Source organism: Streptomyces bungoensis, from assembly GCF_001514215.1.
Classification (GTDB): Bacteria; Actinomycetota; Actinomycetes; order Streptomycetales; family Streptomycetaceae; genus Streptomyces; species Streptomyces bungoensis.
Genome location: NZ_KQ948884.1, coordinates 33,269 through 49,806, shown reverse-complemented (window position 1 = coordinate 49,806; position 16,538 = coordinate 33,269). Strand labels below are relative to the sequence as shown.

Below are 16,538 nucleotides of genomic sequence, written 5' to 3'. Positions count from 1 at the left end.
CGATGGCCCCCAGCAGGGCCCGCGCGCACAGGTCGCGCACCTGTTCCCGCGTCAGCTCCCCGTCGCGCAGCCACTCCAGGCAGACCGCCGTGGCGAAGGCGAGCCAGCCGCGCACCGCCAGGCGCAGGTGCGGGGCGGCCTCGAAGGCGGGCCCGAACTCGGGGTCCGCCGCCAGGGCGGCGAGGATCTGCTGCTCCTGGGCGGCCAGGGCCCGCTGGTAGACGCGGCGCACGGCCTGGTCCCCCGCCGCGTCGGCGCGGTGGAAGGCACGGAATCCGTGGGCGTGGGCCTGCACGTATGCGAGGTAGGTGTCGAGGCCGGCGGTGAGCTGCTCGCGCAGCGGCACCCCCGGCACGGCCGCCGTCATGCGCAGCATCCGCTCGCTCTCCCGCTCCACGACCGCCGCGAAGAAGTCCCGCTTCGTCGGGAAGTAGTGGTACAGCAGTCCCCGGGAGACCCCGGCGATCTCGGCGACCTGCTCGATCCACACGTCGTCGTAGGGGCTCTCCGAGAACAGCCGCGCGCCGACCGACAGCAGCTGCTCACGGCGCTCCCCGGTGCTGAGTCTGCGCCGGGCGCGGTCCCCCTGGTTCGCGGGCATGCCGTCACTTTACTTGACGCCGGTTCAACAAGCGGACGACACTGGGCCTCGTTATTGAACTCACATACAACACGCGTGGGTGACCGCTTCAACCGTCCGCTGGTCAAGGGAGATCGCGTCATGGCGGAGACGACGGGGACCAGGCTGCCGAAGGGGTTCCGGGGCGCCGAGCAGGGTTGGCCCGAGCTGCGCCGCATCCCGCATCCGCCGCGCCGGGTGCCGCTGCTCGGCGACGTGCTCGGCGTCGACCGGCGCCGGCCCGTGCAGGACTCGATGCGCTACGCGCGCCGGCTGGGCCCGATCTTCCGGCGCCGGGCGTTCGGGAACGAGTTCGTCTTCGTGTGGGGTCACCGGCTCGCCGCCGACATCGCCGACGAGTCCCGGTTCGCCAAGCACGTGGGGCTCGGGGTCGCCAATCTCCGCCCGGTGGCCGGGGACGGGCTGTTCACCGCGTACAACCACGAGCCCAACTGGCAGCTGGCGCACGACGTCCTGGCGCCCGGTTTCGGCCGGGAGGCCATGGCGGGCTACCACACGATGATGCTGGCGGTCGCCGCCCGGCTGACCGAGCACTGGGACCGTGAGCTGGCCGCCGGGCACACCGTCGACGTGCCCGGTGACATGACCCGGCTGACCCTGGAGACCATCGCCCGGACCGGCTTCGGTCACGACTTCGGCTCCTTCGAACGGGACCGGCCGCACCCCTTCGTGACGGCGATGGTCGGCACGCTCACCCACGCCCAGCGCCTGAACAGCGTCCCCGTCCCGCTCGCGCCGCTGCTGCTGCGGCGCGCCACGCGGCGCAACACCGCGGACATCGCCCACCTGAACCGCACCGTCGACGCACTGGTCGCGGCCCGGCGCCGCTCCGGCCGCGGGGACGGCGACCTGCTGGACCGCATGCTGGAGACGGCCCACCCGGAGACCGGGGAGCGTCTGTCGGACGAGAACGTCCGCAAGCAGGTGATCACCTTCCTGGTGGCGGGCCACGAGACCACGTCGGGTGCGCTCTCCTTCGCCCTGTACTACCTGGCCCGACATCCGGAGGTCGCGGCCCGGGCCCGCGCGGAGGTGGACCGCGTCTGGGGCGGCGCCGAGCGGCCCGGCTACGAGCTGGTGGCCAAGCTGCGCTACGTCCGCCGGGTGCTGGACGAGTCGCTGCGGCTGTGGCCGACCGCGCCGGCCTTCGCCCGCGAGGCCCGGCGGGACACCGTGCTGGCCGGGGAGCACCCTATGCGGCGCGGCGCGTGGGCGCTGGTGCTGACGCCGATGCTGCACCGCGATCCGCAGGTGTGGGGCGAGGACGCCGAGCGGTTCGATCCGGACCGGTTCGACGCCGGGGCGGTACGGGCCCGGCCTCCGCACACCTTCAAGCCGTTCGGCACCGGGGCGCGGGCCTGCATCGGCCGCCAGTTCGCGCTGCACGAGGCGACGCTCGTCCTCGGCCTGCTGCTGCGCCGCTACGAGCTGCGCGCCGACCCGGACTACCGGCTGCGGGTCGTCGAACGGCTCACGCTGATGCCGGAGGGGCTGCGGCTGCGGCTCGAGCGGCGCGCGGCCCCCGCGCCGGTCACCGCTCCCCCGCCCGGCGACGCCTCCGGGCGGGCGGACGCGGCCGCCGTCCCGGCGTCCGGGTCAGCCGCGCGCTGCCCAGTGCACCGGGCGGGTGACTGAGTCCGGCAGCCGGGTGCCCGCGCTGCCGCGAGCCGCGTTGAGCTGGGGCTGGGTGAGGAAGAAGGCGCCGGTCAGGTCGGCGTCGGTCAGGTCGGCGTCGCGCAGGTCGGCGCCGATCATGTCGGCTCCGCGCAGGTCCGCGCCGGTGAGGTCGGCGGCGATCAGATAGGCGCCGCGCAGACTGCCCCCGCGCAGGTCGGCGCCGCGCAGCCGGGCGCCCATGAGGTCCGCGCCCCGGCGGTCCTTCTTCCCGCCGCCTTTGCCGCTCCTGCCGCCCTTGCCCGCGAAGCCCGCCCGGACCAGGTCGCTGGTGCGCAGCAGGAGCACGTTGACCTGCCGCCGGTGGGCGGCCACGTCGAGGGCGGCCAGCTCCGCGGGGGTCCCCAGAGTGAGCCGCTCGGTCCGGTCCAGCGCCTCGCGCAGGTCGGCGTGGACGGGACGGGCCGCGGGCAGGCCGAGCGCCTCGGTGAGGTACCAGAGCAGTTCGTGGAGCTGCCGGACGACCGGGAACACGTCGAACATCCGCCGCGCGTCCTCGTCCGGGCCCGTACGCCAGTCCTGTCCGCCGAAGGTGATCTGGGAGACCTTCTGACCGGCGCCGAAGCAGTCGTAGACCGTGCAGCCGGTGAAGCCCTGGTCGCGCAGGCGGGTGTGGATGCCGCAGCGGTGGTCGGCCCGGAGGTTCGGGCAGGGCGTCCCGGCGGGCTTGTCGAGCGCGAAGTCCGCCGAGCGCGCGAAGGGCAGGGCGACACAGCACAGCCCGAAGCACGAGGCGCAGTCAGCGCTCAGGTTCGACAGTTCCGTCGTCCGATCAGCCATGCGTACACCCTACTGACGTGCGAAAGCGCCCCCGCACCCCGTCGGGGGCGCGAGTCTGTCACACCTCGTCGCGGGCCATCGCCAGCAGCCGGTCCAGCACCCGCGGCGCGCCGGCCCGCAGGCCGTCGTGCTCGTACTCGTCGGTGACCCAGGTGCGCAGGCCCCGGATCGCGCGGGCGGTGCGCAGTGAGTGGGCGGTGTCGACGTACAGGTCGTCGTGGTAGACGGCGGCGACGACCGGGACCTCGTTCGCGGCGAGGCGGACCGGGTCGTACAGGGCGGGCCAGCCGGTGCGGGCGGCTAGCAGTTCCGCGGTCTCGCGCAGCGGGCGCAGGGCGGGGTCGCAGTCGAAGGTCCAGGGGTGGACGGTCTCGCCGGTGAAGAGCAGCGGCGCGTCGCCCGCGAGGGTCCGGGCCGCGTCGAACTGCGGGAACTCGGCGCGCACCCGCTGCGCGGCCCAGGCGGTGGGGCGGTCGCCCTGGCCGTAGATCGCCTCGTGCACGAGGGCGTACAGGGGGTGGCTCGCGTACGACAGCAGGCTGCGCACCTGCTCCTGGAAGGCGTCCGACAGTTCCGGGGCGTGCGGTGTGGGCACGAAGGCGTGTTCCAGGAGGTGGTGCAGGCGGTGGCTGCCGTCACCGGTGCCGAGCATGATGCCGAGGGACTGGAAGGCCTCGGCGGTCAGGCGGTGGCCGCCGGGCAGGACCACGTCGTGGGTCAGCAGGTGCTCGGCGATGCGGCGGGCCCGTTCGACGTCCTGCGGGTAGCGGGCGTAGTGCGCGGTGACCTTGCGCTCCATGCGCGGGTAGGCGGCCCGGTAGACGTCGTCGGCGTGTGCGTCCAGGGCGGGCAGCCCGCCGGTGATCAGCGCGGTGTCCAGGCCCTCCGGCGCGAGGGACAGGTAGGTCACCGTGCAGAAGCCGCCGAAGCTCTGGCCGAGGACGGTCCAGGGGGCGCCGCCGGTCAGCCGCCGGCGGATCAGCTCGCAGTCGCGGACGATGGAGTCGGCCCGGAAGTGACCGAGATACGCCGCCTGTTCGGCGGGGCCGCCGCGCAGCGGGAGCGTCTGCCTGCCGGCGGGCGTGGAGTGGCCGGTGCCGCGCTGGTCGAGGAGCAGCACCCGGTAGTCCTCCAGGGCGCGGCCGAGCCAGGCCTCCTTGCCGACGAAACGGTTCGCCCAGAAGCCGGGTCCGCCCTGCAGGTACAGCAGCCACGGCAGGTCCCGGTCCGCCTTGTCGCTCGCGACGGCCTCCCGGGCGTACAGCTCGATGGTCTCGCCCCCGGGGTCGGCGTGGTCCAGGGGCACGGTGAAGCGGTGGTCGGTGAGGACGACGCCGGGCTGGCGGTAGGTGACGGTCAACGGATCTCCCGGGACGGACGGTCGGTCGCGCCCCAGTTCAGCACACGTGTCCGCGGCGTCCGGCCGCCGGGATCCCGGAGCGCCGCCGAAGGCGGGTCAGCGGGCGGCGAGGCTGGAGCGGCGCACCACCAGCTCCGGCTGGAGCACCACCCGGCGGTGCTCGTGCGTCGCCGGTTTGTCCTGCGCCTCCGTCTCCTCCAGGAGGAGCTCGGCGGCGAGGGCGCCCATGGTGACGGCGGGCTGCCGTACCGAGGTGAGCGGGACGGCGGCGGCGGCCGCGAACTCGATGTCGTCGTAGCCGACGATCGCGAGGTCGTCCGGGACGGTGACGCCGGCCGCGTACATGGCCTGCAGCACACCGAGGGCGAGCAGGTCGTTGGCGCAGAAGACGGCCGTCGGCCGGTCGGCGAGGCCGAGCAGACGGGCGCCGGCGTCCCGGCCGGCGGCCACGTCGAGGCGCTCGGTGGGCAGTTCGCGCAGGGACTCGGGGCCGAGCCCGGCCTCCGCGAGGGCGTTCAGGGCGCCGGTGCGGCGGTCGCGGACCTGGTTGAGCCCGGGCGGACCGCTGACGTAGGCGATCGAGCGGTGCCCGGCCTCCACCAGGTGCCGCACGGCCAGCGCGCCGCCCGCGACGTCGTCGACGGAGACCGAGCACTCGGTGGCGCCCTCGGCGACCCGGTCGACCAGCACGAAGGGGATGCCGTGGCGGCGGAACGCCTCGATGTTGCGTCCCGTCGCGTCCGCGGGCGTGAGCAGCACACCGCGCACCCGCTGCTCGGCGAAGAGGGAGAGGTACTCGGCCTCCTCCGCCGGGCTCTGCGCGCTGTTGCAGACCATCACGCCGAGCCCGGCCTCGCGGGCCGCCCGCTCGGCGCCGCGGGCGACGTCCACGAAGAAGGGGTTGCCCATGTCGAGGACGAGCAGCCCCATGATCCGGCTGCGGCCCGCGCGCAGTTGCCGCGCGGACTCGCTACGGACGTAGCCGAGCCGGTCGATCGCGGACAGCACCCGCGCCCGGGTCTCGCTGGCGACGGTGTCCGGGCGGTTGATGACGTTCGAGACCGTGCCGACCGACACTCCGGCGGCACGGGCGACGTCCTTGATACCCACCGACTGGGCCATCGGGCTTCAGACCTCCAGAAGGACGAGGGGCGGCGGGTGGCCCCTCACATTACCGTCACCGGCCCGGCCGGCCGACCCACCGGGGCAGGCGCTAGCTGGGCAGTTCGAAGTCCACGACGTGCAGCGGCGACGGTGTGGTGCCGCCGGACCTCTCCTGGTACAGGAACGACAGGTCGTCGTCCGCCTTCACCCGCGTCTCGTCGATCACGACCTCGCCGAAGGCGTTCAGGCAGGCGCCGTCGCACAGCAGCGTCCAGTCCGTGTGGCCGGATGCCTTCGCGGCGCCCGCGATCCGGCCGTAGGGCAGGACCGCGTAGGCGTTGTCGTACCGGTCGAGGACCAGTTCGGTGCGCCGGCTGGAGTGCAGCGGGACGATCTGCGTCTTCGGCCAGGTGCCGGCGGATTTCCTGCGGACGTGGAAGGCCCGGCCGTGGGCGGTGCGGTCGGCGACGTGGTCCGTGGTGCACCGGCCGAAGCGGCCGGGGACGTAGCTGATGATCGCGTGCGGCAGGCCGGCCGAATCGGTGCACCGGCTCTCCCGGTTCATCAGGGAGTGGTCCGGGTTCAGCGGGTCCGCCACCGGTCCGGCGTCGGTGACGGCGACCCGGTCGGAGCCGCCCGTGGTGCCCTGGTGGGTCAGCAGGCCGTTCTTCTGGAACGAGTTGTCGTTCATCAGGCCGTCGTAGGAGACGAAGTAGACGGCCTGTGCGTCGAGCGCGGTGGTGCCGGCCCTCTTCACGGACGGTCCGGGGCCGGCGGCCCGTGCGGTGCCGGGGGCGGGCGGGGTGACGGCGCCGAGGAGAAAGCCGGCCGGCCGGGTACGTCGTCTCATCCTCGCGTGCCTCCGGGTCGGGCGAGGTGGAACACCTCGGTCAGGGGCTTCATCGCCTCGTCGGGGCGGGTGCCGTCGAGCGACTCGAAGAAGGGGGCCATCTCGGCCTGCCAGCGGGCGTTGACCTCGGTCGCCTCCATGCCGGCCTTGGCGGCTTCGAAGTCCTCGGTCTCCAGGTAGCCGACGAGCAGGCCGTCCTCGCGCAGGAACAGCGAGTAGTTGTGCCAGCCGGTGGCCGAGAGCGCCTCGCGCATCTCCGGCCACACGGCGGCGTGGCGTTCGCGGTACTCGGCGATCCGGTCCTGGCGGACCTTGAGCAGGAAACAGACGCGCTGCATCAGTACCGCTCCGCGATCAGAAGTCGAACTGGTCGATGTTCTCGGCGTCGAACACGGTCGGCTTGCCGAGGCTGATCACGCCGTCCTTGCCGATGGTGTAGGTGGTGGAGCCGGCCTTGAAGGTCTCCCCCTCCTTGCCGCTGATCTGCCCGGAGGCGAGGGCGACGGCGGCGCGGGCGGCCAGGTCGCCGAGCTTGGCCGGGTCCCACAGCTCGAACGCGTCGACGGTGCCGTTCTTGACGTACTTGCGCATGTCGTTGGGGGTGCCGAGGCCGGTCAGCTTGACCCTGCCCTTGTACTTGGAGCCCGACAGGTACTGGGCGGCGGCCTTGATGCCGACGGTGGTCGGGGAGATGATCCCCTTCAGGTTCGGGTGCTCCTGGAGCAGGCCCTGGGTCTGCTGGAAGGACTGCTGGGCGTCGTCGTTGCCGTAGGCGACCTTGACCAGCTTGACGTTCTTGTACTTCGGGTCCTTCAGCTCGTCCTTCATGTAGCCGATCCAGGTGTTCTGGTTGGTCGCGGTCTGCGCGGCCGACAGAATCGCGATCTCGCCCTTGTAACCGATCTGCTTCGCCAGCAGCTGCACCTCGGTACGGCCCAGGTCCTCGGCGGAGGCCTGTGAGATGAAGGCGTTGCGGCAGCCGGGATTGGTGTCGGAGTCGTAGGTGACGACCTTGATGCCGTTGGTCATGGCCTGCTTCAGCGCGGTGCACAGCGCGCCCGGGTCCTGCGCGGACACGGCGATGGCGTTGACCTGCTGCTGGGTGAGGGTGTTGACGTAGGAGACCTGGCCGGAGGTGTCGGTGGCGCTGGACGGGCCCACCTCCTTGTACTTCGAGCCCAGCTCGGCCAGGGCCTTCTCGCCGCCCTTGTCGGCGCTGGTGAAGTACGGGTTGTTGACCTGCTTGGGCAGGAAGCCGACGGTCAGGCCCTTCTTGGTGGCGGCGTTCGGGTCCGCCTTGCCGGCGGTGGCCGCGGAGGCGGAGTCGTCCTTGACGTCGCTCTTGGTGGTGCCCCCGCAGGCGGTGGCGGCGAGAGCGAGCGAGGTGGCGGCGGCCAGGGCCGCGCAGGTGCGGCGGAGCGTGGAGGTGCGCATGGCGGAGTTCCTTTACGAGGACGGGTGGGAGGGGCGGGCGGTGCGGGGGTTACGGCGTCGGGGTCGAGGCGGCGGCCCGGCGGCCCGCCCTCGCCACGGTGATCTGCCGTGCGACCCGGGGGCCGAGCACGGAGACGACGAGCAGCACGCCGGTGACGACGATCTGCGACTGGGCGGAGACGTTCAGCAGGCTCATCACGTTCTGCAGCGCCCCCAGCAGGAACACGCCGGCGATCGCACCGCCGAGCGTGCCCTTGCCGCCGTCGAAGTCGATGCCGCCCAGCAGCACCGCGGCGACGACGGAGAGTTCGAGTCCGGTGGCGTTGTCGTAGCGGGCGCTGGCGTAGTGCAGGGCCCAGAAGACGCCGGTGAGCGCGGACATCACACCGGTGGCGACGAAGAGGACCAACTTGCTGCGCTTCACCCGGATGCCGGCGAAACGCGCCGCCTCCTCGCTGGCGCCGATCGCGAACAGCGACCGGCCGAACGCGGTGGCGTGCAGGACGACCACCGCGACCGCGAGCAGCACCAGGAAGGGCGGGAAGGCCTGCGGCAGGAAGGAACCGCCGAGGCGGCCGGCCGCGAAGTCCAGGTACCGGGCGGGGAAGTCGGTCACGGCGTCGGAGCCGAGGACGATCTGCGCGATGCCCCGGTAGGCGGCGAGGGTGCCGATGGTGACGGCGAGGGACGGCAGCCCGAGCCGGGTCACCAGCAGGCCGTTGACCAGCCCGCAGACCACGCCCAGCAGCAGGCACAGCGGGATGATCGTCTCGATGGCCATGCCGCCGTTCCACAGCCTGCCCATCACCGCCCCGGACAGCCCGGCCGTGGAGGCGACCGAGAGGTCGATCTCGCCGGAGACCACCAGCAGGGTCATCGGCAGGGCGATCAGCGCGATCGGCAGGGTGTTGCCGATGAGGAACGACAGGTTGAGGGAGTTGCCGAAGCCGTCCACGAAGCCGAACGACAGCAGCAACAGCACGATCAGCAGCGCTCCGACGACCGTGTCCCAGCGGACGGCGCGGGTCAGGGACTCAGGCACCGGCGTTCTCCTTCGTCGGAGCGGTCCGCCGCCGGGCGGACCTCTTCTTCAGGGCGGCGGCCACGCGCAGGGCGACGATCCGGTCGACCGCGATGGCGAGCAGCAGCAGGACGCCGTTGATGGCGAGCACCCACACGGAGCTGACGCCGAGCGCGGGCAGCACGCTGTTGACGGAGGTGAGCAGCAGGCCGCCGAGGGCGGCGCCGTAGACGCTGCCGGAGCCGCCGGTGAAGGCGACGCCGCCGACCACGACCGCGCTGACGACGGTGAGTTCGTAGCCGTTGCCGGTGCCGGAGTCGACGTTGCCGAACCGGGCCAGGTACATGGCGCCGGCGAGTCCGGCGAGCGCGCCGCAGACGGTGTAGGCGGCCAGGATCCGCTTGCGGACGGGGATGCCGGCCAGGCGGGCCGCCTCGGGGTTGGAGCCGAGGGCGTACAGCTCGCGTCCGCTGCCGTAGTGCTTGAGGTAGTAGGCGGTGGCGGCGAGCACGGCGAGGGCGATGAGGGCGAGCCAGGGGACCGCCGAGATCCCGCCGGAGCCGAAGTCCACGAAACCGCCGGGGAGGTCGGCCGCGGTGATCTGCCGGGAGCCGACCCAGATGGAGTCCACGCCCCGGATGATGTAGAGGGTGCCGAGCGTGACGACGAGGGCGGGCACCTGGCCGAGGCTGACGAGCAGGCCGTTGAGCAGGCCGAAGCCGACGCCGAGCAGGACGGCCAGCACGACCGCCACCACGGGGTTGCCGCCGCCGTGCAGGTAGTCGCCGGCGGCGAAGGCGGTGATGCCGAGGGTGGAGCCCACCGACAGGTCGACGTTCCTGGTGATGACGACCAGGGACTGGCCGGTGGCGACCAGCACCAGGATCGTGGCGTTGAGCAGCAGGTCCTTGACGCCCTGCTCCGACAGGAACTCGCTGTTGCCGGCCTGGGTGACGGCGATCATGACGAGGAAGACGGCCAGGATGGCGAGTTCGCGCATCCTGAAGACGCGGTCCACCAGCCGGGTGCCGCTGGACGGGGGTGCCTCGGCGAGGGGGGTCGGGTTCGGGGTGGTCACCGTCATGCGGCGGCCCTCCCGGTGGCTGCGGCCATCACGGTTTCCTCGGTGGCGTCGGAGCGGGGGATCTCGGCGGTGAGCCGGCCCTCGTGCATCACCAGCACGCGGTCGGCCATGCCGAGGATCTCGGGCAGGTCGGAGGAGATCATCAGGACCGCCACCCCGTCGGCGGCCAGCTGGGACAGCAGCCGGTGCACCTCGGCCTTGGTGCCGACGTCGATGCCGCGCGTGGGCTCGTCGACGATGAGCACCTTCGGGCCGGTGGCGAGCCACTTGGCGAGGACGACCTTCTGCTGGTTGCCGCCCGACAGGGTGGAGACGGCGTCGGCGATCCGGGCGTACTTCACCTGGAGCTTGACCGCCCAGTCCAGGGACCGGCTGCGCTCGGCGCCCCGGTCCACCAGGCCGGCCCGCACGGTCGTGCGCAGGCCGGTCAGGCCGATGTTGCGCTCGATGGACATGTCCATCACCAGGCCCTGGGCGCGCCGGTCCTCGGGGACCAGGGCGAGGCCGGCGGCCATGGCGATGGAGGGCGCGCCGTTGGCGAGCCGGCGCCCGTCGACCTCGACCTCTCCGGCGTCCCAGCGGTCGATGCCGAACACGGCCCGGGCGACCTCGGTGCGGCCGGCGCCGACGAGTCCGGCCAGGCCCACGATCTCACCGCACCGGACCTCGAAGGAGACGTCGGTGAAGACGCCCTCGCGGGTCAGCCGGCGCACGCTGAGGGCGACCTCGCCGGGGGTGACGTCCTGCTTGGGGTAGAGCTCGTCCAGGTCGCGGCCGACCATCCGGCGGACCAGGTCGTCCTCGGTCATGCCGGCGAGCGGCTCGCCGGCGATCCGGGCGCCGTCCCGCAGCGTGGTCACCCGCTGGCAGATCTCGAAGATCTCCTCCAGCCGGTGCGAGATGAACAGCACCGCCGCGCCCTGCTCGCGAAGGGTGCGCACGACCCCGAACAGCCGGGCGACCTCGCTGCCGGTGAGGGCGGCGGTCGGTTCGTCCATGATCAGGACCCGGGCGTCGAAGGAGAGCGCCTTGGCGATCTCCACGATCTGCTGGTCGGCGATGGACAGACCGCGCGCCGGCCGGTCGGGATCGAGGTCGACGCCGAGCCGCTTCATGAGGGCGGCGGTGGCCGCGTGCGTGGCCTTGTGGTCGATGCGGCCGAGGGCCCGCCGGGGACGGCGGCCCATGAAGATGTTCTCGGCGATGGACAGGTCCGGGAAGAGCGTCGGTTCCTGGTAGATCACGGCGATGCCGGCGTCGCGGGCGTCGCCGGGACCGTGGAAGACGACGGGCTCGCCGTCGAGCAGCACCTGCCCGGCATCCGGCCGGTGCACCCCGGCGAGGGTCTTGATCAGGGTCGACTTGCCCGCGCCGTTCTCCCCGGCGAGGGCGTGCACCTCGCCGGGGAACAGCTCCAGGGAGACGCCCCGCAGGGCGCGGACGGCCCCGAAGGACTTGGTGACGTCCCTCAGGGCCAGCACCGGGGCCGGTCCCGGGTCAGGCGGGTGGGTCATGGGGGCTCCTCGACGACACCGGAGGCGCCGCCCCGGCGTTGTGAAAGGTTTCAACTGGATTGCCGGGACGTTAGGCAGGTCCGGCATGTCACGTCAATGGGTCCGTGTCGAAAAAGTTTCGAGAGATTGAGGTCACGGACGAGTCACGGAAAACCGCGTGGGCCGGAACGCTTGACACCCCGACGAGCGGCTCATAGCTTGCCGTTCTGAATCGTTTCACACGCTGCGACTTTCCACCGGACCCCCCAGGAGCCCCAGTGACCGACCTCACCGCGGTGAAGGACGCCCTCAAGAGCCAGGCCATCGAGACGCCGTCGTGGGCGTACGGGAACTCGGGCACCCGCTTCAAGGTGTTCGCCCAGCCGGGAGTGCCACGCGACCCCTACGAGAAACTGGACGACGCCGCGAAGGTGCACGAGTTCACCGGCGTGGCCCCGACCGTCGCGCTGCACATCCCCTGGGACCGGGTCCAGGACTACGCGGCCCTGGCCAGGCACGCCGAGGAGCGCGGTGTCCGGCTGGGCGCGATCAACTCCAACACCTTCCAGGACGACGACTACAGGCTGGGCAGCATCTGCCACCCGGACGCGGCGGTCCGGCGCAAGGCCGTCGACCACCTGCTGGAGTGCGTCGGCATCATGGACGCGACCGGGTCGCGGGACCTGAAGCTGTGGTTCGCGGACGGCACGAACTACCCCGGCCAGGACGACATCCGGGCCCGGCAGGACCGGCTGGCCGAGGGGCTGGCCGAGGTGTACGCGCGGCTCGGCGAAGGACAGCGGATGCTGCTGGAGTACAAGTTCTTCGAGCCGGCCTTCTACACGACGGACGTCCCCGACTGGGGCACGGCCTACGCCCACTGCCTGAAGCTCGGCCCGCAGGCGCAGGTCGTCGTCGACACCGGCCACCACGCGCCCGGCACCAACATCGAGTTCATCGTCGCCACGCTGCTGCGGGAGGGGAAGCTCGGCGGGTTCGACTTCAACTCGCGGTTCTACGCCGACGACGACCTGATGGTGGGGGCCGCCGACCCCTTCCAGCTGTTCCGGATCATGTACGAGGTGGTGCGCGGGGGTGGCCTCACCTCCGAGGTCGCGTTCATGCTCGACCAGTGCCACAACATCGAGGCGAAGATCCCCGCGATCATCCGGTCGGTGATGAACGTGCAGGAGGCCACCGCCAAGGCGCTGCTGGTCGACCGGCCGGCGCTGGCCGCGGCTCAGGCCGCCGGTGACGTGCTGGGGGCGAACGCCGTGCTGATGGACGCGTACAACACGGACGTGCGTCCGCTGCTGCGCGAGGTGCGCGAGGAGATGGGGCTCGACCCCGAGCCGCCGGCCGCGTACGCGCGGTCGGGGTGGGCCGAGAAGATCGTCGCTGAGCGGGTGGGTGGAGAGCAGGCCGGGTGGGGGGCGTAGAGCGTCTGCCCGGTGAGCGCCGTCGCGGGGTGCGCGTCCGCTGTGGTCGCTCGCGCCCGCCCGGCGGAGCCGCATGTCGACACAGCCTCGTGCCCCTTCTGAATCGCCCCCCTCTCTCGAAAAGGAACCCCTAGGTATGACCACCCATCCCGAAGCCGAAGCCCTGCTCTCCCGCTCCCACCGGCTCGGCTCCGATCCGCGCAACACCAACTACGCCGGCGGCAACGCGTCCGCGAAAGGCACCGGCACCGACCCCGTCACCGGCGGCGACGTCGAGCTCATGTGGGTCAAGGGGTCCGGGGGCGACCTCGGAACGCTGACCGGGGCCGGGCTGGCCGTGCTGCGGCTGGACCGGCTGCGGGCGCTCGTCGAGGTGTACCCCGGAGTCGAGCGCGAGGACGAGATGGTCGCCGCGTTCGACTACTGCCTGCACGGCAAGGGCGGGGCCGCGCCGTCGATCGACACCGCCATGCACGGGCTGGTGGACGCCCCGCACGTGGACCACCTGCACCCGGACTCGGGCATCGCGCTCGCGTGTGCCGCCGACGGGGAGAAGCTGACCGCCGAGTGCTTCGGGGACGGCGTGGTGTGGGTGCCGTGGCGGCGGCCGGGCTTCCAGCTCGGGCTGGACATCGCCGCGGTCAAGGCCGCCCACCCGCAGGCGATCGGCTGCGTCCTCGGCGGGCACGGCATCACCGCCTGGGGCGACACCTCCGAGGAGTGCGAGCGCAACTCGCTGCACATCATCCGCACCGCGGAGGCCTTCCTCGCCGAGAGGGGCAAGGCCGAGCCCTTCGGCCCGGTGCTCGAGGGCCACCAGGCGCTGCCCGAGGGCGAGCGCAGGGAGCGGGCCGCCGCGCTCGCGCCGTACGTCCGGGCGCTCGCCTCCCAGGACAGGCCGCAGGTCGGGCACTTCACCGACTCCGGCGTCGTCCTCGACTTCCTGGCCCGTACCGAGCACCCCCGGCTCGCGGCGCTCGGCACCTCGTGTCCCGACCACTTCCTGCGCACGAAGGTGCGGCCGCTCGTGCTGGACCTGCCGCCGGCCGCGCCCCTGGAGGAGGCGGTCGCCCGGCTGAAGGAGCTGCACGCCGTCTACCGGGAGGAGTACGCGGCGTACTACAAGTGCCATGCTCTGCCCGGCTCCCCCGCCATGCGCGGCGCCGACCCGGCGATCGTGCTCGTGCCCGGCGTGGGCATGTTCTCCTTCGGCAAGGACAAGCAGACCGCCCGGGTGGCCGGCGAGTTCTACGTCAACGCGATCAACGTCATGCGCGGCGCCGAGGCGGTGTCCACGTACGCGCCCATCGAGGAGTCGGAGAAGTTCCGGATCGAGTACTGGGCGCTGGAGGAGGCGAAGCTCCAGCGGATGCCCGAGCCGAAGCCGCTGGCGACGCGCGTCGCGCTCGTCACCGGCGCCGGCAGCGGCATCGGCAAGGCCATCGCGCACCGGCTCGTCGCCGAGGGGGCCTGTGTCGTCGTCGCGGACCTCGACGGCGGCAACGCCGCGGCGGTGGCCGAGGAGCTGGGCGGACCGGACAAGGCCGTCGCCGTCACCGTGGACGTCACCTCCGAGGAGCAGATCGCCGCTGCCTTCCGGGCGGCGGTGCTCGCCTTCGGCGGCGTCGACCTGGTCGTCAACAACGCCGGCATCTCCATCTCCAAGCCGCTGCTGGAGACGTCCGCGAAGGACTGGGACCTCCAGCACGACATCATGGCGCGCGGGTCGTTCCTGGTGTCGCGGGAGGCGGCCCGGGTGATGACCGCCCAGGGGCTGGGCGGGGACATCGTCTACATCGCCTCCAAGAACGCCGTCTTCGCCGGCCCGAACAACATCGCGTACTCCGCCACCAAGGCCGACCAGGCCCACCAGGTGCGGCTGCTCGCCGCCGAGCTGGGCGAGCACGGGATCCGGGTCAACGGCGTCAATCCGGACGGTGTGGTGCGCGGCTCGGGGATCTTCGCGGGCGGCTGGGGCGCCCAGCGGGCCGCCGTCTACGGGGTGGCGGAGGAGAGGCTCGGCGAGTTCTACGCCCAGCGGACCCTCCTGAAGCGCGAGGTGCTGCCCGAGCACGTCGCGGGCGCCGTCTTCGCGCTGACCGGCGGGGACCTCTCCCACACCACCGGCCTGCACATCCCCGTGGACGCGGGTGTGGCCGCCGCGTTCCTGCGATGAGCGGGGGCGTGAAGTCGTACGCCGCCGTCGACCTCGGCGCGTCCAGCGGGCGCGTGATGGTCGGACGGGTCGGGCCCGACACCCTGGAGCTGACCGAGGCGCACCGGTTCCCCAACCGGCCGGTGCGGGTGCCGGAGGGGCTGCGCTGGGACATCCTCGGCCTGTACGCGGGTGTCCTGGACGGGCTGCGGGCGGCGGGCCGGGTGGACTCCGTGGGCATCGACAGCTGGGCCGTCGACCACGGCCTGCTGGACGCCGACGGCGCGCTGCTCGGCAACCCGGTGCACTACCGCGACGCCCGCACCGAGGGCGTCGCGGAGCAGGTCTGGGCGACCGTGCCGCCCGCCGAGCTGTACGCGGCGACGGGCCTGCAGTACGCCCCCTTCAACACCCTGTACCAGCTGGTGGCCGCCCGCTCCAGGCCCCAGTTCGCCCGCGCGCGGCGGCTGTTGCTCGTGCCGGACCTGCTGACGTACTGGCTGACCGGCGAGCAGGGCACCGAGCTGACCAACGCCTCCACCACCCAGCTGATCGACCCGCGGACGCGGACCTGGGCGTACGGCGTCGCCGAGCGGCTGGGCATCGACCTCACCCTGTTCCCCCCGCTGCGGCAGCCGGGTGACCCCGCGGGGCTGCTGCGGCCGGAGGTGCTGGAGGAGACCGGGCTCACCGGTCCCGTACCGGTGACCGCCGTCGGTTCGCACGACACCGCCTCGGCGGTGGCCGCCGTGCCCGCGGGAGGCGAGCGGTTCGCGTACATCTGCACCGGCACCTGGTCGCTGGCCGGCCTGGAGCTGGACGCGCCCGTGCTGACCGAGGAGAGCCGGGCCGCGAACTTCACCAACGAGCTCGGCCTCGACGGCACCGTGCGCTTCCTGCGCAACATCATGGGGCTGTGGCTGCTGCAGGAGTGCCAGCGCGCCTGGGGCGAGCCGGACGTGGAAGTGCTGCTGCGGGAGGCGGCCGGGGCGCCGGCGCTGCGATCGGTGGTGGACGCCGGCGACGAGGCGTTCCTCGCGCCCGGCCGGATGCCGGAGCGGATCGCCGAGGCCTGCCGCGCCTCGGGACAGCCGGTGCCGAGCGGCCGTGGCGAGATCACCCGCTGCATCCTCGACTCCCTGGCGCTCGCCCACCGCCGGGCGGTCCGGGAGGCGCAGCGGCTGGCCGACCATCCGGTGGACGTGGTGTACGTCGTCGGCGGCGGCACCCGCAACGCCCTGCTGTGCCAGCTCACGGCCGACGCGTGCGGGCTGCCGGTGGTGGCGGGCGCGACGGAGGCGGCGGCCCTCGGCAACGTCCTGGTGCAGGCCCGCGCCCACGGGCTGGCCGGCGACCTCGCCGCGCTGCGCGGGCTGCTGGCCCGCACCCAGCCGCTGACCCGGTACACGCCCCGGGGCGGCACCGGGCCCTGGCGGGAGGCGGCGGCGCGGCTCGCCGCGCGGTGAGCCGTGCCCTGCCCCGGGCGGTTCGCGCCCAGTACCCT

Annotated in this window: 13 protein-coding genes and 1 pseudogene; 4 read left to right on the top strand and 10 right to left on the bottom strand. The window is 72.8% G+C overall.

Going from position 1 to position 16,538, the window contains the following annotated elements; all coding sequences use genetic code 11:
• A partial coding sequence (locus AQJ66_RS35810; protein WP_061930879.1) for a TetR/AcrR family transcriptional regulator occupies positions 1–601 on the bottom strand: 601 nt, incomplete at its 3' end.
• A 120-nt stretch (positions 602–721) separates the two neighbouring features.
• On the opposite strand from AQJ66_RS35810, the gene AQJ66_RS35805 reads away from it, so the two are divergent.
• On the top strand, positions 722–2,275 hold the full coding sequence (locus tag AQJ66_RS35805) for a cytochrome P450 (RefSeq protein ID WP_061930888.1): 1,554 nt from the start codon (positions 722–724) through the stop codon (positions 2,273–2,275).
• Here AQJ66_RS35805 and AQJ66_RS35800 read toward each other — a convergent pair.
• The 9 genes and pseudogenes from AQJ66_RS35800 to AQJ66_RS35760 all read right to left on the bottom strand — a co-directional run bounded on the left by AQJ66_RS35800 (position 2,237) and on the right by AQJ66_RS35760 (position 11,461).
• Positions 2,237–3,094, bottom strand: a complete 858-nt coding sequence (locus tag AQJ66_RS35800) for a pentapeptide repeat-containing protein (RefSeq protein WP_061930876.1) — start codon at positions 3,092–3,094, stop codon at positions 2,237–2,239. The two genes, AQJ66_RS35805 and AQJ66_RS35800, sit on opposite strands and share 39 nt — an antisense overlap.
• A 58-nt stretch (positions 3,095–3,152) precedes the next feature.
• On the bottom strand, positions 3,153–4,454 hold the full coding sequence (locus AQJ66_RS35795; RefSeq protein ID WP_061930873.1) for an alpha/beta fold hydrolase: 1,302 nt from the start codon (positions 4,452–4,454) through the stop codon (positions 3,153–3,155).
• 96 nt (positions 4,455–4,550) lie between these two features.
• Positions 4,551–5,576 carry a LacI family DNA-binding transcriptional regulator gene (locus AQJ66_RS35790; protein ID WP_061930870.1) on the bottom strand — a complete coding sequence of 342 codons (1,026 nt, stop codon included), beginning with the start codon at positions 5,574–5,576 and terminating at the stop codon, positions 4,551–4,553.
• Between the two features lie 91 nt (positions 5,577–5,667).
• A pseudogene (locus tag AQJ66_RS35785) lies at positions 5,668–6,213 on the bottom strand (BNR-4 repeat-containing protein); the annotation flags it as partial.
• 191 nt (positions 6,214–6,404) lie between these two features.
• Complete coding sequence (locus tag AQJ66_RS35780) at positions 6,405–6,746, bottom strand: L-rhamnose mutarotase (protein WP_061930867.1); 342 nt, start codon at positions 6,744–6,746, stop codon at positions 6,405–6,407.
• 16 nt (positions 6,747–6,762) lie between these two features.
• On the bottom strand, positions 6,763–7,842 hold the full coding sequence (rhaS, locus tag AQJ66_RS35775) for a rhamnose ABC transporter substrate-binding protein (RefSeq protein ID WP_061930864.1): 1,080 nt from the start codon (positions 7,840–7,842) through the stop codon (positions 6,763–6,765).
• Positions 7,843–7,891: 49 nt separating this feature from the next.
• Entirely contained in the window at positions 7,892–8,884 is a 993-nt protein-coding gene (locus tag AQJ66_RS35770; protein WP_061930860.1) for an ABC transporter permease, read from the bottom strand.
• Complete coding sequence (locus AQJ66_RS35765) at positions 8,877–9,947, bottom strand: ABC transporter permease (protein ID WP_061930857.1); 1,071 nt, start codon at positions 9,945–9,947, stop codon at positions 8,877–8,879. The genes AQJ66_RS35770 and AQJ66_RS35765 overlap by 8 nt, the downstream gene beginning before the upstream one ends.
• On the bottom strand, positions 9,944–11,461 hold the full coding sequence (locus tag AQJ66_RS35760) for a sugar ABC transporter ATP-binding protein (RefSeq protein WP_061930855.1): 1,518 nt from the start codon (positions 11,459–11,461) through the stop codon (positions 9,944–9,946). The genes AQJ66_RS35765 and AQJ66_RS35760 overlap by 4 nt, the downstream gene beginning before the upstream one ends.
• A gap of 257 nt (positions 11,462–11,718) precedes the next feature.
• On the opposite strand from AQJ66_RS35760, the gene rhaI reads away from it, so the two are divergent.
• From rhaI to AQJ66_RS35745, 3 genes are all read left to right on the top strand, one after another.
• The gene (rhaI, locus tag AQJ66_RS35755) at positions 11,719–12,879 is read left to right on the top strand and encodes an L-rhamnose isomerase (protein ID WP_061930852.1); all 1,161 of its coding nucleotides are present in this window, start codon (positions 11,719–11,721) and stop codon (positions 12,877–12,879) included.
• A 136-nt stretch (positions 12,880–13,015) separates the two neighbouring features.
• On the top strand, positions 13,016–15,055 hold the full coding sequence (locus AQJ66_RS35750) for a bifunctional rhamnulose-1-phosphate aldolase/short-chain dehydrogenase (RefSeq protein ID WP_061930848.1): 2,040 nt from the start codon (positions 13,016–13,018) through the stop codon (positions 15,053–15,055).
• The gene (locus AQJ66_RS35745) at positions 15,052–16,500 is read left to right on the top strand and encodes a rhamnulokinase (protein ID WP_208611533.1); all 1,449 of its coding nucleotides are present in this window, start codon (positions 15,052–15,054) and stop codon (positions 16,498–16,500) included. The genes AQJ66_RS35750 and AQJ66_RS35745 overlap by 4 nt, the downstream gene beginning before the upstream one ends.
• Positions 16,501–16,538 lie beyond the last annotated feature (38 nt).

Coding starts and splice junctions, on each gene's coding strand:
- AQJ66_RS35790 (WP_061930870.1), bottom strand. CDS start 5,576: ATGGCCCAGTCGGTGGGTATCAAGGACGTCGCCCGTGCCGCCGGAGTG.
- AQJ66_RS35765 (WP_061930857.1), bottom strand. CDS start 9,947: ATGACGGTGACCACCCCGAACCCGACCCCCCTCGCCGAGGCACCCCCG.
- AQJ66_RS35760 (WP_061930855.1), bottom strand. CDS start 11,461: ATGACCCACCCGCCTGACCCGGGACCGGCCCCGGTGCTGGCCCTGAGG.
- AQJ66_RS35745 (WP_208611533.1), top strand. CDS start 15,052: ATGAGCGGGGGCGTGAAGTCGTACGCCGCCGTCGACCTCGGCGCGTCC.
- AQJ66_RS35800 (WP_061930876.1), bottom strand. CDS start 3,094: ATGGCTGATCGGACGACGGAACTGTCGAACCTGAGCGCTGACTGCGCC.
- AQJ66_RS35750 (WP_061930848.1), top strand. CDS start 13,016: ATGACCACCCATCCCGAAGCCGAAGCCCTGCTCTCCCGCTCCCACCGG.
- AQJ66_RS35805 (WP_061930888.1), top strand. CDS start 722: ATGGCGGAGACGACGGGGACCAGGCTGCCGAAGGGGTTCCGGGGCGCC.
- rhaS (WP_061930864.1), bottom strand. CDS start 7,842: ATGCGCACCTCCACGCTCCGCCGCACCTGCGCGGCCCTGGCCGCCGCC.
- AQJ66_RS35780 (WP_061930867.1), bottom strand. CDS start 6,746: ATGCAGCGCGTCTGTTTCCTGCTCAAGGTCCGCCAGGACCGGATCGCC.